The organism is Hypnocyclicus thermotrophus (assembly GCF_004365575.1).
GTDB classification, from domain to species: Bacteria; Fusobacteriota; Fusobacteriia; order Fusobacteriales; family Fusobacteriaceae; genus Hypnocyclicus; species Hypnocyclicus thermotrophus.
In genome coordinates, this window is the sequence record NZ_SOBG01000001.1 from 394,567 (window position 1) to 410,772 (window position 16,206).

General features: G+C 23.0%; 9 protein-coding genes and 1 riboswitch. Of the genes, 4 read left to right on the top strand and 5 right to left on the bottom strand.

Annotation, left to right across the window (positions count from 1 at the left end):
* Positions 1 to 196: 196 nt before the first annotated feature.
* Together EV215_RS01800 and EV215_RS01805 are read right to left on the bottom strand one after the other, a co-directional pair.
* The gene (locus EV215_RS01800; RefSeq protein ID WP_134112270.1) at positions 197 to 1,258 is read right to left on the bottom strand and encodes a ribonucleotide-diphosphate reductase subunit beta; all 1,062 of its coding nucleotides are present in this window, start codon (positions 1,256 to 1,258) and stop codon (positions 197 to 199) included.
* A 116-nt stretch (positions 1,259 to 1,374) separates the two neighbouring features.
* The gene (locus EV215_RS01805) at positions 1,375 to 3,645 is read right to left on the bottom strand and encodes a ribonucleoside-diphosphate reductase subunit alpha (RefSeq protein ID WP_134112271.1); all 2,271 of its coding nucleotides are present in this window, start codon (positions 3,643 to 3,645) and stop codon (positions 1,375 to 1,377) included.
* Positions 3,646 to 3,958: 313 nt separating this feature from the next.
* On the opposite strand from EV215_RS01805, the gene EV215_RS01810 reads away from it, so the two are divergent.
* Positions 3,959 to 5,293 carry an APC family permease gene (locus EV215_RS01810; RefSeq protein WP_134112272.1) on the top strand — a complete coding sequence of 445 codons (1,335 nt, stop codon included), beginning with the start codon at positions 3,959 to 3,961 and terminating at the stop codon, positions 5,291 to 5,293.
* A 47-nt stretch (positions 5,294 to 5,340) separates the two neighbouring features.
* Here EV215_RS01810 and EV215_RS01815 read toward each other — a convergent pair whose 3' ends face one another.
* From EV215_RS01815 to EV215_RS01825, 3 genes are all read right to left on the bottom strand, one after another.
* On the bottom strand, positions 5,341 to 6,117 hold the full coding sequence (locus tag EV215_RS01815) for an NADPH-dependent oxidoreductase (protein ID WP_243832375.1): 777 nt from the start codon (positions 6,115 to 6,117) through the stop codon (positions 5,341 to 5,343).
* 102 nt (positions 6,118 to 6,219) lie between these two features.
* Positions 6,220 to 7,314: a lipocalin-like domain-containing protein gene (locus tag EV215_RS01820; RefSeq protein ID WP_134112274.1), complete on the bottom strand. Its 1,095-nt coding sequence runs from the start codon at positions 7,312 to 7,314 to the stop codon at positions 6,220 to 6,222.
* An 18-nt stretch (positions 7,315 to 7,332) separates the two neighbouring features.
* On the bottom strand, positions 7,333 to 8,721 hold the full coding sequence (locus EV215_RS01825; protein WP_134112275.1) for an FAD-dependent monooxygenase: 1,389 nt from the start codon (positions 8,719 to 8,721) through the stop codon (positions 7,333 to 7,335).
* 232 nt (positions 8,722 to 8,953) lie between these two features.
* On the opposite strand from EV215_RS01825, the gene EV215_RS01830 reads away from it, so the two are divergent.
* From EV215_RS01830 to metF, 3 genes are all read left to right on the top strand, one after another.
* Positions 8,954 to 14,158 carry a protein kinase domain-containing protein gene (locus tag EV215_RS01830; protein WP_134112276.1) on the top strand — a complete coding sequence of 1,735 codons (5,205 nt, stop codon included), beginning with the start codon at positions 8,954 to 8,956 and terminating at the stop codon, positions 14,156 to 14,158.
* A gap of 47 nt (positions 14,159 to 14,205) precedes the next feature.
* A complete protein-coding gene (locus tag EV215_RS01835; protein ID WP_134112277.1) occupies positions 14,206 to 15,045 on the top strand; it encodes a WYL domain-containing protein in 840 nt (279 codons plus the stop codon).
* A 64-nt stretch (positions 15,046 to 15,109) separates the two neighbouring features.
* Positions 15,110 to 15,232: riboswitch (SAM riboswitch) on the top strand.
* Positions 15,233 to 15,289: 57 nt separating this feature from the next.
* Positions 15,290 to 16,165 (top strand): methylenetetrahydrofolate reductase [NAD(P)H], encoded by an 876-nt coding sequence (metF, locus tag EV215_RS01840; RefSeq protein WP_134112278.1) that lies wholly within the window; start codon positions 15,290 to 15,292, stop codon positions 16,163 to 16,165.
* Positions 16,166 to 16,206: the final 41 nt, after the last annotated feature.

Consider the following 16,206-nt stretch of genomic DNA (forward strand, 5'->3'; position numbering starts at 1 on the left):
CCTTTCCCCTATTTCCCTAAATAATATTCTTTGTTACTAATCTTATACTCTTCTCATTATTTTTTCCTTTTTTTTTTATTTTTTAAAACAAAAATGAGTAAAAATTAATTTAGCCATTGATTCAAGAGAACTACTCACCACTTAAATTCTAACGAATTTTGAAGTGGTAGTATTCTGCTAAGCAATTGATAAAATTTTATATTTCGTCCCACCCAGTAACAGCGCTTGATTGATTATAACTTGTAACTGTACTTTCAAAAAAGTTTGCTTTTGTATCTCCTGAGCCTTCTGTATCTGCTATTTTTTCAAGATGTTTATATGGATTTTTATCAAACCCTTTATATAATTCATTTAATCCTAAACTTCTAAGTCTTTGATTAGCTAGCCATTTTGTATATTCTTCTGTACTTTTTTTATTAATCCCAAGTACATCATCACCTATAATATGATTTGTCCATTCTATTTCTTGTTTTACTGCTGTGTCAAACATTTCATATACAATGTTATCTATAAAAATTTCAGAATTTTCTTTTTTGATATCATTAATTATATTTTGAAAAAGCACTACATGGCTAAGTTCATCTCTGTTTATATATCTAATAATATCTGCTGTTCCAGGCATAAGATTTCTACTAGCTAATAAATAAAAAAAGTTAAATCCATTATAAAAATATATTGCCTCTAATAAATAATCCGCAACTAAAGTTTTAAAAAAATTTTCTATCGTTTCATTATCATGATATTTTTGATAAATCTTTGCTATAAATTTTATTCTATCGAATAACACTTCATCATCTCTCCAAAATTCATAAATATTTTCTCTATCATCAACAGGAATAATACTTTCAATTGTATATGCATAACTTTGTGAATGTATAGCTTCTTGATAAGTTTGTATAGATAACACTAAATTTATTTCTGGTGCTGTAATTACTTCCGATATTTTAGGTACATTGTTTGTTTGAATACTATCTAAAAATACTAAAAATGATAAAATACCATCATATGCTCTTTTTTCAAATTTTGTAAGCTTTTTATAATCTAAAGTATCCATTGTTAAATCTACTTTTTCTGGTATCCAAAAATTTTCCATCATAGTTCTATAAAGTTTATTTGCCCATTTATATTTCACATTATTTAAATTAAATAAATTTGTTGTACTACCATTTATTATTCTTCTTTTTTCTATATTATCATTACCTTTTGGATTGAATAAAAGTTTTTTAGTTAATAATTTTTCCAATTCTTTTCCAGACATACTATCCTCCTAAATTTTATTTTCTTTAAAAATCTTAATTTAATTAAACTCATTTTTTATTTTTCCAATTCTTTTATTTAGATATTTCTTTCTTCTTAATTTTTTATAATAATTTTTTAATTTGCACAAGATACACATTCTTCTTTTTCATTCATTCTATTACTATTTTTCTGAATTGTTCTAGTATAATATATAGTTTTACATCCTTTTTCCCATGCTGTCATAATAGTATTATAAATATCTTTTGCTGTAATCTCCATATTTAAATTATAAACTAGCTCAAAACTTATTCCTTGATCTATCCATTGTTGAATTGTCGATATAATTTCTACTACATCGGTTTGTGGAATATTTTTATTTTCTTTGTAATACCAAAACGCTTTTTTTATAAATGGCGGTGCTATTGGTACAACTCCTTTTGCATTTTTATCCATATAAAATTTATTAAATATAGGTAATACACTCGCACTACAACCTTGTACTAATGCACTAGAAGTATTTGGTGCTATCGCTAATAATTGAGAGTTTCTTATTCCATATTTCTCTAAATTTTCTATTGTTTTTTCCCATTCACTATATAAATTACTATTTTCTCTAAACCACTTTTTATTTTTTCCAAATAATATCCCTTTACTCCATTCACTACCTTCGTATTTTTTATATTTCCCACGTTCTTTAGCGAGTTCTATACTAGATTTTACAGCATTTAAAGCAATATATTCAAATAAATCATTCACCTCTATTAATGTTTCTTTATTTTTTCTATAAGGTAGCTTATTTATTGCTAAATAATCTGCAAGTCCCATGGCTCCTACTCCTATCGTTCTATATATCTTATTATGGAGATTACTTTCTTGAATAGGAGTAACTGTTAAATCAATAGCATTATCAAGTATCCTTACAGCTAACTTAGTAGCCTTTTCTAAATCTTTTCTTTCTAGTAAAGTAGAAAGATTTAAAGAAACTAAATTGCATGTATGTACAAGTCCACTTTTATATTCACTTTGGATTTTTTCTTTATTAAGAATTTCTTTATTTAATTTTGTTGGTTTAAAATTAGAAAATGATTCTTGACAAAGATTTCCGCTTCCTATCATTCCATCATGTTTATTAGGATTTGTTTTATTTACAGTATCCTTAAAGAAAATATATGGCATCCCTGTCTCTATTTGTGTTTTCATTATTTTTTTTAAAAGTTCTTTAGCCTTTATTTTTTGAGTTAATTTTAGTTTATTATCATTTTCAAATATTTTATAATGTTTTTTAAATTCTTCACCCCATAATTCAGCTATTTCAACATTATATTTTAATCTTATTTCATTCGGTTCAAATAACGTCCACTCTTTATTTTCTTTTACTCTTTCCATAAATAAATCATTAACTACTACTTGTGGAAAAATATCATAAGCTTTTTTTCTTTGATCTCCATTTTCTGTTTGAAGCTCTAAAAAATGTTCTATATCTAAATGCCAAACATCTAATGCAACAGTTACCGCTCCTGCTCTTTTTCCTAATTGATTAACTGCTACTGCTGTATCATTTATAATTTTTATCCAAGGAATTACTCCACCTGAGGCCCCTGGAGTTTTATTTATTTCTGCTGATGTACCTCGAATTCTACTAAGATTTACTCCTACTCCACCACCATTTTTAGATATTTTAGCTATTTCAGTTATATTGTAAAATATACTTTCCAAAGAATCATCTATCGCTGTAATAAAGCATGATGATAAATTTCCATTTGGTTTTCTCAAATTTATAAGTATAGGAGTGGCTAAAGATATTTTTCTTCCTGCAATATGATGATAAATTTCTTTTGCTATTTTTAATCTAGTTTCTTTTTTTTCTGTAGATGCTATCATAAGCGCAATTGTCAAAAACATCTCTTGTGGAAGTTCAAATACATTATTTCTATCTTTAATAAGATATCTATTTACAAGCATTGACATTCCTGCATAATCATATTCAAAATCATATTCTTGATTTATAAATGTAGATGCTTTTTTTAATTCTTCGTCACTATATATTTTTTTTATTTCATCACTATATAAACCTTTTTCTATCGCATTATTTACAAAATTTACATAATCATAATATCCCTTTTCTTTTATTTTTCTATTAGATTCTTTATATATTTCCATTAATAAAAGTCTTGCTGCTAATTTTTTCCAATCTGGCTCATCAACTGTAGTCATTGCAAGAGCTTGTGTTATAAGAGAATTTTGTATATCTTTTGTTGTAATAGTATCTGTATAAATACTTTGAATATGGCTTTCAAGTTCTAAATAATTAATCTCTAGATCTTTACTTGCCCATTCTAGTGCTTCTCTTATTTCTTTAATGTCTACTTCTGATACTCTGTTATCTCTTTTCACAATTTTAGCCATAACCTTACCCTCTTTCTTTAATTATATTTATTTCATTTTTATTATCGTTACAATAATAATACCATATATTGTGCTTAGATTCAATTTTTTTTCTATATTTTGTGCTATAAATAAATTCTCTTTATTATTATTTTAAATTATATATTCTCTTTATTATTATTTTAAATTATATAAAGAGTTATTTAAACTATATATTACTAAACAATATAAAATAATGTACTTAATAAATAGTATAAATATCACAAAAAAATATTGCATTTTTAACGACAATAAAATATAATTATTAGCATAACAGAAATTTAAGGAGGATTTTATGGAACAGTTACAAAAGAAGTATGGTTTAGCAACAGCTGTTGCAATGGTGGTAGGAGTTGTAATTGGGTCTGGAGTTTTTTTCAAAGCTGATGACATCCTAAAACTTACAAATGGAAATTTAATATATGCATTAATTGCATGGGGAATAGGTGCTTTTTCAATGATTTTTGGTGCACTTGTTTTTGCTGAGTATGCTCAAAGAATAGAAAAATCAAATGGTCTAGTTGATTATTCAGAAGCAGCATATGGTCCAAGATTTGGATACCTTGTAGGATGGTTTAAAGGAATAATCTATTTTTCGCCTTTATCTGCAATACTTGCATGGGTCGCATCACTTTATACTATGATATTATTTAAAAGTAGTAATCCTGTTAACTCAAAAGAAACTTGGATTTTAGCATTTATATATTTATCAATAATATCTATAATAAATTGGACAGCACCTATTTTAGCTGGTAAATTGCAAGTAACTACTACTATAATTAAACTAATACCTTTATTTGCAGTAGCAATAATTGGAACAATTAGCGGAATTATTAATGGGGTTACAGTATCTAATTTTATTGAAGCAGCAAATCAAGTAGGAAGTAGTAGAGGAACACTTGCATCAGCAGTTGTTGCTACAGCATTTGCTTATGAAGGCTGGATAATAGCTATTACAATAAACAACGAAATAAAAGATTCAAAAATAAATTTACCAAAAGCTCTTGTAATAGGCACATTTATAGTATTTGTTGTGTATATATCATATTTTTTAGGGATAGCTGGAGTTTTAAAAACTGGAACTATCGTAAATGAAGGTGATAATGCTATTAGACTTGCTACTACACAGTTATTTGGAAATATTGGTTCTGTTGTATTAACTGCTTTTGTAGTAATATCTTGTCTTGGTACATTAAATGGTCTTGTTTTATCAAATATGAGAATCCCTTATTCACTTGCTATAAGAAATCAAGGACCTATACCAAATATTTTATCTAAAATCAATCCTAAAACAAATACACCTATAAATTCTGGTATTTTTTCTAATATTTTAACACTTATATATCTAGGGTTATGGTATGCTAGTTTAAATAATTTATTTGGTAGATATATAGGACTCGATGAAATTCCTATAGTAATGGTTTATGGAATATATTTATCACTTTATATATGGTATATAAAAGAATTTAAAGAATTAAATTTTTTCAAACGATTTGTAATACCTATTTGTGCAATTATTGGAGCATTAATCATATTATATGGTGGGATAACTAATCCTGCTATTGGAATATATCTTGTAATTTCTCTTTTAGTATTTGCGTCAGGACTATTATTCTATAGAAAAGCTTAATTTAAATAAAAAACCACTAAATCAATTATAATTTAGTGGTTTTTATATTATTTGTCATTTTTAAATCCTTGTGATTTCATTGTAGGATACACATTAGGGAAATATACTTGCTTATATATACTTGCTGTTCTACTTGACCAATTCTCTTCATTTTCAAGACCTATTTCTTTTAAATACATTTCCATTGTTTTATCATAATCACTAATATATTTAATTAAATTGTCTTTTTGATATTTTTCATTATGAATAAATGTTTCTTTTGGTAATCTTGGTTTTTGTTTAGAGTTATTTTCAGCATATCCTATACATAATCCTACTAAAGGATATGTATACTCAGGTAATTCTAAAAGTTTTATCATTTCTTCTGGATTTCTTCTAATTCCACCTATAGGAACTATTCCAAGTCCTAAAGATTCTGCTGCAATTATTGCTGCCCCCATAGCAAGTCCTGAATCAAATGTCCCAACTGCTGTACTTTCAATACTTTCATGAATAACTTGAGGTTCACCTGCTTTTTTACCTGCTAAATAAGTTTTATAAAAATCTGCTACAAATACTAAAAATACAGGTGCTTTTGCAATATATGGTTGTCCACCAGCCAATTCAGCAATTTTTTCTTTTGTATTTTTATCTTTTACTACAATAACTGAAACCTGTTGGCCATTTATTGATGTAGGCATTGCTTGAGCTGCTTCTAAAATTGCATCAAGATGTTCTTTTGGAATATCCTTATTTAAATATTCTCTAATTGATCTATGGTTTTTAATTGTTTTTATAGTTTCATTCACATTATCATCTCCTAATTTATTAATATACTTAATCATAACATTTCTTTAGTTTTAAAGTCAAGTTTTTTTGTGTATTTAAATACTATTTTCATTTTATGTTAATTTTATTTATTTTTTATCTATAACCATAGATTTTATTTAAAATCCAAAACTTCTCTTTCCATCATTATCTATATCTATAGTGATTAATTTATGTCCAAATCCATTTAATTCTACATATGCTTCACCTATGAACTCATCTTTAATATTTTTAATAATACAATCCCCTTCCCAATATTCAGGCCCAATCCAAAATTTATGTTTACAAGCTAATTCTTGATTTTTTATTTTAGGATAAACATAATAATCCATGTTTTTTAACTTTATATGCCATCCACTAGGATATTTTATTTTTGTTTTTTTACTTATCCATTCATTAATTACTTTTACATTAAAATCTTCTTTAAATAATTCTATAGTTTTATTATTCTTAGTTATACTTCCATAATTATTTTTATTTTCTTTAAAAAAATCAAATAACATAATTGTATTTCCATTTTTTAATGATAATGCAAACCACTGCCACCCTTTAAAAATAGCTTGATACAACTCACCTAATTGTCTATCAAACCATGTTATTCCATAAATATCATATATTTCATTATCTATTTCCATAATCCCACTTGTTTCCATTTTTTCTCTAGAATAATAATAGGTATAGCCTCCAAAAGTATATTCATAAGCTTTTCCATTATATCTGATAACTGGTTTTTCTTTTAATTTTAATTTTAATTTAACTAAATAATTATCTATTTTAAAATTAAGTTTATCTTCTCCATTTCCCCCACTACATTTTGACCAATTTTTTTTGTTTTTAAAATCAAATTTATAACCGTTTTTTAATTTTTTAGGTAAAGATAAAAATTTTACATCTTCATAATAAGAAAAATTTTTATCTTTTATATCTGTAATAGCAGCTTGTGCTAATTCATTTTTAAAAAAAATAAAACTATTAAAAGCAAAAAAAACTATTTCAAACCCAAACTCTCTTTCTTCTTTACTCTTTCTATTTACTCCTTTTAGATGACCTGTCCAATACCACCATTGAACATCTTGGTCTCTTTGAAAAGAATCAAATTTTGGTAACGTTATAACTCTTTTTTTTCTATTTTTAAAAACACTCAATGGATGATGTACATTTTTTACATAAAATAATTTTTGATATAAATATGCTAAATATTTTTTTAAATTCATCTTAACCCCTTTTAAAATTTATTTTTTAAATTGAAAACCTAAATTATCCTCTGTAAATATTGAAAATATAAATGATAAAATATAGTAAAATATTACTTTTAACACTAAAAAATAATCTTTTTTTGAATTAAATATAGAAAATAATTCTTTTAAAGTAAACTTTTTAATAATTACTAAAAATAATTTAAATACCTCTTTTTCTTCTAACTCCAAACAAAACATAGTTTCTAAAGTTTTACCTTTAAAATTGTCTACTATTGTTTGAGTGAATTTATCAATAAGTTGTGGTTTAGCATTTGATAAAAAATGTAATACCAATTTATCCATAACAATTTCAAATTTTTGTCTTTGATTAAATGAAACTATTTTATCAAGATTTTTTTTATTTAATTTATCTTTTTTTATTAGTTTATTTAATTTAAAAGCATAATTTTTATAATTATTTAATATAAAAGACATCCCCCATCCCGCAGGAATAGTCCAACAACCAGCATCACCAATAAAAGCTAATCTATTTTTCGAAATTTTTTGAGATACTTCATTTGATGGGTACCAACCAAATCTAACTTTTAATATTTTTCCATTTTTAAAGTCTTTTATAGAATTTTCATTCTTTAATATTGCATTAAATATATACTTCATAGTATTTTTATCTACTTTATTTTTTGAAAAAAATAAAATGAATACAAAAACTCTTTTTTCATCTAATACTTCATACTCCATAATAGGTCTAAATTGAAATAAATTAGTATTTTTATCTATTGGACTATCTTTAAATGCTTGCCAAAGCATATAATCACCAATTTGCATATTCCCTAAATTTCCTGGGTGTTTTAATTTGCTAGTATCATCAAATTCTAAATCATATCCATATACTGACCAATGATAATAATTATCTCTATTTATATTTTCTTTTTTTACAATCATTGAGTCATAGCCTGAAGCATCTATCAATATTTTTGCTTCTATTTTTTCTTTTCTATAACTTTTATTAATTATTTCTACAACTACATTAGTATCTTTTATTATATAATCACTACATATAGAATTTTCAAATAATTCTCCATTATTTTCTAAAATAATGTTTTTAAAATGATTTAATAATCCTGCCTGATCAATAAAAGGATAACACTTATATTTTTTATTTCCCCAAGGCGGATTTGTATCCCATTTTATTTCTAGATGTGGGGTATACTCTAAAAATCTTTTTACTCCATTATATGCATACTTTTGTAAATCTTTATCAAGCTTACTTATTACATTCCCAGGTATAAGCCATGAACGATTTGTTTTTCCTACAATATTTTTTTCAATTATAGCTATTTTATTACCTAGTTTAGAAAGTTCACTTCCTACACTAAGACCGCTTGGTCCACCACCTATAATAATCACATCATATTTCTTCATTTAAATCCCCTTTCATTGTTTAAAATATTCAATTACATAAAATTAAAATGTAAAGAATTTTTTAATACTATTAGTTTTGTAAGTAATATCTATTACTCTAAAATTTATATCGGTATATTTAATTATTTAGTTTAAAAAACTTAAATTAATTGTAAGTGATTTAAAATTGAAAATATTATTTAATTTTGGTATAATTATAAAGTTAAAATAGAAGAATATTAGGAGGATTTTTATGGAAAACTACATTCTTGACAAAAAGATATATGAAAGTAATAAAACTTTAATATACTCTATATTTGATAAAACATCTAATGAAAAAAAAATAATAAAAATTTTAAATAAAGAATATCCTACAAAATATGATATTGATAAATTTCTATATGAATATAATATTGGAAAATTTTTAAATATTGAAGGAATTATCAAATATTATGATTTAATAAAATATAAAAATTCTTATGCTATTATTGAAGAATATTTTAATGGTGAACCAATAAAAAATCTTTCTTCTTATTCTCTAAAAATAATTTTATCTATTTTAATTGATATAACAAAAATTATTTCTAAATTACATAATCAAGAGATAATTCATAAAAATATAAATCCTTCTAATATTTTATGGAATAAAATTGATAATACAGTAAAAATAATTGACTTTGGAATTTCTGAAAGAAATATTTCCAATAAATATCTAAATATCGAAAATGTTATTGAAGGTACTTTAGCTTATATTTCACCTGAACAAACTGGTAAAATAGATAGAGAAATAAGTTATACCACTGATTTATACTCTTTAGGAATTACATTTTATGAATTGCTTACTGGAAAGTTACCTTTTGAAACTGATAATCCTCTTGAAATGATTCACTGGCACATTGCTAAAAAACCTGAAGAATTACGAAAAATAAATCCTAAAATTCCAAAAGTATTATCAGATATAGTAATGAAACTATTAAATAAAATGCCTGAAGATAGATATCAATCTGCTAATGGTCTTCTTTTTGATTTAAAAAAATGTTTAGAATATTTTGACAAAAATACTATCAAAGAATTTATAATAGCTAAAAATGATTACAGTGATAAATTAATTATTAAAAATAAAATATATGGTCGAGAAAAAGAAATAAATTTATTATTAAATAGTATTAAAAAACTAGAAAACACTTCTTCTACTATTTTTGTTCTTGGTGAATCAGGGAGTGGAAAAACTTCTCTTATTAATAATGTTTTATCTAAATCTTTAAAAAAAGATACTTTTATATTAACAGGTAAATTTGAGCAATTTAAAAAAAATATACCCTATTTTGCTATTACTCAAATATTAAAGAAATTATTAATTGATTTATCCAAATTAGATCAAGAACAATTTAATAATTTAACAATTTCATTAAAAAAAGAACTTGGAGATAATTTAAACTATTTAATTGAAATTTTACCTGAACTTTCTAAAACTTTTGATATACCAACAAGAATAAATGAAGATACTAAGATTGATAAAAACAATATTTTGAAATACATATTAAAAAAATTTATTGATATTATTACTAACTTTAATTTAAAATTAATTATTTTTTTAGATGATTTACAATGGGCAGATGCTGCTTCGTTAAATTTTATAGAAATTCTAATAACTGAAATCAACAAAAATCTATTATTTATAGGAAGTTATAGAAATAATGAAGTAAATTCTATTCATTATTTGAATATTATTTTAAATAACATTAATAAATATAATTTAAATATAAAAGAAATCAAGTTAGATAAATTGAAAAAAAATAACATCTACGAATTTATTTCTGATAATATATATACCTCAAATAAAGATAAAAAAAATCAACTTTCTAAAATATTATATGAAAAAACTGAAGGGAACCCATTTTTTTTAAAGGAATTTATTATTTCACTTTATAATGAAAACGATATATATTTTAATTATGATAAATATGAATGGGAATATAATCTTGAAAATATAACAAAAAAAAGTATTACAGAAAATATTTTGAAAATTTTATATAAAAAAATGAATAGATTAAATAAAAAATATTTTGAAATCTTAAAATACTGTGCTGCCCTTGGAAATGAATTTGAATTTAACAGCTTAAAAGCTTTAACAAATATACATGAAAATGAACTTCAAGAAATAATGAATTTTTTAATTAAAGAAAAATTTATTATTTTAATAAATGTAAATCAGTTTAATAATATTTTTAAATTTTCTCACGATAAAATAGAGCAAGCTATAATTGATGCTATGTCTGAAAATGATTTATTAGAAAAGCATCTTCAAATTGCTGAATATTTAATAAATAATTTTGATATTCATAATGAAAATATTATTTTTGATATAGTTTTTCATTATAATAAATGTTTTAATATTATAAAAGAAGATAAAAAAATAAAAAATATTTTATATTATAATTATCTTGCTGGAGAAAGAGCAATTAAGTCATTAGCTTTTGATCAAGCATATATATATTTTAATTTTTTTTATAACAATTTGAATATATATAACATAAAAAGCGATAGTGAATTATTAGAAAAATTTTATACTAAATATATTGAAACATTATATTATACAAAAAAATACAATGAACTTGTAAAAATATTTAATATAATAGATGCTTATACCGACGATTTCACCAAAAAATTATCTGCATATGAAATATATATTGATTATCTAATAGCTGTTAATGAATATAATAAAGCACTTGAAATTGCTTTAAAATTTTTAGAAAAATTTGGGATAAATTTATCTAAAAACCCTTTAAAAATAACTATAATTACTAAATTATTAATATTACAGAATAGGATTAAAAAACAAGATTTCAATAATTTACTTCATAGAAAACCAGTAAATGATAATAAAATTAAAATAATTTTAAGAATTACTTCTAACATATTAGGAACTGCATATGTTGCTAACCCAAATCTTTTTATTCTTTTAGTTCTTACTCAAATTGAACTTACTTTAAAATACGGTAACTCTAGTAGTGCTCCTGAAGCATTTTCATTATTTGGTCTATTATTAATAGGTCTATTTAATAATTATGATATCGGATATAAGCTTGGAAAACTTGCATTAAACTTAATTAAAAATAATAATTATTCAGATTACAAAGGAAGAGTTATTTTTTATAATACAAATTTTATTCTTCATTGGAAAGAAAATAGCATTAAAAACCTTAAATTAATCGATGATATTTATAAAATTTCTTTAGAAACTGGAGATTTGGAATATGCTGCTTGGTCAATATTTTTACGAGGTGAATATGAATTTTTTTCTAGAGGAAATATTAATAAAGCTATTATTTATTTTAGCGATATAACAGAAAAAACATCAAAACTTAATCAAATCAAACAAAAAATTTATTCTACAATTTTTTTAATAACTACAAAATATTTATTGAATATAATATCATATGATGAATTCAATAAAAAAATGTTTGATATTTTAAAAGGTTCTGAAATAGAAAATGATAAAATTGCTATATATTTTGTTTATTATCATCTTGCTGTAGTCAATTATCTATTTGAAGATTATAAAAAAGCTTTAACAAATATTAATTTAGCTGAAAAATATTTAGACAGTAATATGGCTAGTATGAATTATCCTATGTTTTATTATTTTTCATCTTTAATTCATCTTAGAGCCTATAAAACTAATATAAAAAATAGTGTTATTCATAAAAAAATTAAAAAATATTTAAAACAATTATCAATTTATGCTAAAAATTCTACAGATAATTATTTACATAAATATCTAATAGTTAAGGCTGAATATTACAACTATACTAATAATAAAAATGCTAAAGATATCTATGAGGAGGCTCTATTCCATGTAAATCATAGTGAAAACATCTTAGATATTGCTATTATAAACGAACTTATAGCTAATTATTACTTTGAAAATAAACATTATAGAATTAGTGATATTTATTTAAAAGATAGTTTTTATAATTATGACAAAATTGAGTTAAATAATAAAATTGAGTTATTAGAAAGAAGATTTAATCAAACTTTTTTAAAAGAGCACTATGATAATATTGAATTAAACACAACTATGAATACAGTCTCTTTTAACAATGATACGCTTGATATTGATTTTTTACTTAAAATATCTAAACTTTTTTCTTCTGAAATTATATTTTCTAAATTATTAGAAAATATAATGAAATACCTTATTGAAACTATTGGGACAGAAAAAGGATATATTTTAATAAAAAGAAATAATGAATTTTATATAGAAGCTAAAATAGATATTAATTATTCAGATATTGAACTTATCTCAATACCATTAAAAGAAAAATTAGAAGAAAATATATCTTATGATATAATAAATTATGTATTAAAAACTAAAAATTTATTTGTTTTTAATGAAGATAATAACGAATTTGATTTTGTCATTGATAGCTATATAAAAGAAAATTTAGTAAAATTTCTTTTATGTATACCTTTAATTAATGAAGGTGAATTAATAGGATTAGTCTATTTAGAAAACAATGTTGTAGTAAATAAAGTATCAAATATTCAAATAGAAATACTTAAAATGATATCATCACAATTAGCTGTATCTATTAAAAATTCTATTATATATGAAAAATTAAACAAATTAAATAGAACTCTTGAACGAAAAGTTTTTGAACGAACTCTATCACTTGATGAAAAAAATAAAAAACTTACTGATAGTATAAATTATTCTAAAAAAATTCAAGAAAATGTTTTGCCTAAAGAATCTGATATCATAAAATTTACAAAAGATTCCATGCTTATTTATTTACCAAAAGATGTGATTTCCGGTGATTTTTATTGGTTAAAAGAAATTGAGGAGAAAAAAGTATTTATAGTATCTGATTGCACTGGTCATGGGGTTCCTGGTGCATTCTTATCGATGATTGGCTCTATTTTATTAGATAAGTTATTAATCAATAACTTACTTCTTAATCCATCTAAAATATTAAAACAACTTGATAATGATTTTAAAAAATATCTTAAACATAACAATACAAATAAAAAATTTGAGCAAATAGATGGTATGGAAACAGCTATAGTTACTCTTTATCAAAATAAAATATATTTTTCTGGTGCTAAAAGAAATATTTATATTTTGAGAAAGGAAAATAACACTTGGAAGCTAAAAGAGATAAAGGGTAATAAATTCTCAATTGGTGGGGTCCATAGAAAAAATGAAAAAATATTTAATACGATTGAATTTGAAGTAATAAAAAATGATATTATATATATGTTTAGCGATGGCTTTGTAGATCAAAATAATAATAAAAATGAAAAGTATGGTATAAATAGATTTGAAAATCTTATTTTAAATATAGCCGATAAAGATTTAGCAGTTCAAAAAACATTAATTTTACAAGAATTATCTACTTTTATGAAAGATACTTCTCAAAGAGATGATATCACAATACTTGCATTTAAGATATAAAGTTAACTTTTGATTGCTTTATTTAATATATAATTAAGAGGTAAAAAATGAAAAAAATTAGAGTAACTGTTCCCGAAGATATATACAGACTTATTAAAAATGATATAGAAGATTTTGGCATAAATAACAATAAACTCTGTAATTTTATTTTAGATAAATATAAATATAAACGTGAAAATGAAGATTTATTAAAATCTCAAGGAAAATCACTTAGAAAAATTATTCAATTTGACTTAAATCTAAAAAATAAAGAAATTTATTATAATATATTACGAATAAATAAAGTAGCGGTAGAAGCAGAATTTTTTAGAGAATTATTTAAATATTATTGTTCCAATTTTAAATATAAACGCGAACTTTTTGTTTTTTCTGATTTAGTACAAAAAATTATTTTAGCTATTGAAAATAAAAATAAAATTAAAATTAAATATAAGAAAAAAATAAAAATAATTGAGCCCTATTTTATCAAACGTGATGAACAAGGTGAAGAAAATTATCTGTTTTGTTACTGCTGTACTTCGAAAGAATATAAAAATTATAAATTAAAAAATATAGATTTTATATCTGAACTCTCTGAAAAAGTATTAAGACGTGATAAAAAATATATTGATTCTATTAGAAAAAATTTTGATCCATTTTTATCACATGGAAAAATAGTAAAAATAAAACTTACAAAAGAAGGTGAAAGTCTTTTAAAAACGTATACAGTACATAGACCAAAACTTTTAAGTAAAAATAATGATATTTTCGAATTCGAAGCCTCTACAGAAAAAGCTTTTCTATATTTTAGACAGTTTTTATCTGAAGTTATAATATTAGAACCTCTTGAACTTCGAGAAAAAATAAAAAATTACTTAATTAATACTTTAAAAAATTATATAGATTAAATATATATAATATATTTTACTTTATATATAATTTAGTGTAAAATTAGTCTTAATAAAATAATACAACTTATCAAGAGAAGTGGAGGGAACGGCCCTAAGAAACTTCAGCAACCTACTTTAATGTGTGGTGCTAATTCCGTGAATTAATTGATTTAATAAAATTAAATCAATAATTCAAAGATGAGAGATATAGTTTATACTACTTCTTTCTACTTTGAAAGAAGTATTTTTTTTAGGAGGGATTATGAAAATAAAAGACATATATATGCAAAAAAAAGAAAGTAAAAAACCTGTATTCTCATTTGAAATATTTCCACCAAATAGTAAACATCCTATTGATACTATTTATAATACAATTGACGAATTATCAAAATTTAACCCTGATTTTATAAGTGTAACTTATGGTGCTGGTGGAAGTACTAGAGGACGGACTGTAGAAATTGCTTCAAGAATAAAAAATAAATATAATATTGAATCTCTTGCTCATCTTACATGTATTGAGGCAAAAAAAAATGAAATAGACGATATATTATATAAATTAAAAGAAAATAACATTGAAAATATTTTAGCATTGCGTGGTGATCATCCAATAGATAGAGAGCCCATAAAAGGTGATTTTAATTATGCTAGCGATCTTATTACATATATAAAAAATAAAAATATGGATTTTTCTCTTGGAGGAGCATATTATCCTGAAGGACATTTTGAAACAAATGATCTTATGGATTTATTTAATTTAAAAAGAAAAGTTGATTTAGGAGCAGAATTTCTTATTTCTCAAATATTTTTAGATAATGAGATACTATATAGATTTAAAGAAAAAACTGATAAATTAGGAATCAATGTTCCTTTTGCTGCTGGTATTATCCCTGTAACAAATGCAAAACAAATGAAAAGAATTTTTTCATTATCACATTGTTCTATTAGTCCAAAATTTAAAAGAATTCTTGATAAATATGAGCATAATCCTGAAGCATTAAAAGAAGCTGGAATCGCTTATGCTACTGAGCAGATAATTGATTTAGTTGCCTGGGGTATAGATGGAATTCATCTTTATACAATGAATAAAATAGATACCACTAGAAAAATAGTAAAAGATATAGAATATATTATAAAATAAGTATAAATTTATAGTAAAATTTTATTTTCACTGCAACAACA

Excerpts from the sequence above, each read along its gene's own strand:
- EV215_RS01800 (WP_134112270.1), bottom strand. The coding sequence starts at position 1,258 with ATGTCTGGAAAAGAATTGGAAAAATTATTAACTAAAAAACTTTTATTC.
- EV215_RS01805 (WP_134112271.1), bottom strand. The coding sequence starts at position 3,645 with ATGGCTAAAATTGTGAAAAGAGATAACAGAGTATCAGAAGTAGACATT.
- EV215_RS01810 (WP_134112272.1), top strand. The coding sequence starts at position 3,959 with ATGGAACAGTTACAAAAGAAGTATGGTTTAGCAACAGCTGTTGCAATG.
- EV215_RS01815 (WP_243832375.1), bottom strand. The coding sequence starts at position 6,117 with ATGATTAAGTATATTAATAAATTAGGAGATGATAATGTGAATGAAACT.
- EV215_RS01820 (WP_134112274.1), bottom strand. The coding sequence starts at position 7,314 with ATGAATTTAAAAAAATATTTAGCATATTTATATCAAAAATTATTTTAT.
- EV215_RS01825 (WP_134112275.1), bottom strand. The coding sequence starts at position 8,721 with ATGAAGAAATATGATGTGATTATTATAGGTGGTGGACCAAGCGGTCTT.
- EV215_RS01830 (WP_134112276.1), top strand. The coding sequence starts at position 8,954 with ATGGAAAACTACATTCTTGACAAAAAGATATATGAAAGTAATAAAACT.
- EV215_RS01835 (WP_134112277.1), top strand. The coding sequence starts at position 14,206 with ATGAAAAAAATTAGAGTAACTGTTCCCGAAGATATATACAGACTTATT.
- metF (WP_134112278.1), top strand. The coding sequence starts at position 15,290 with ATGAAAATAAAAGACATATATATGCAAAAAAAAGAAAGTAAAAAACCT.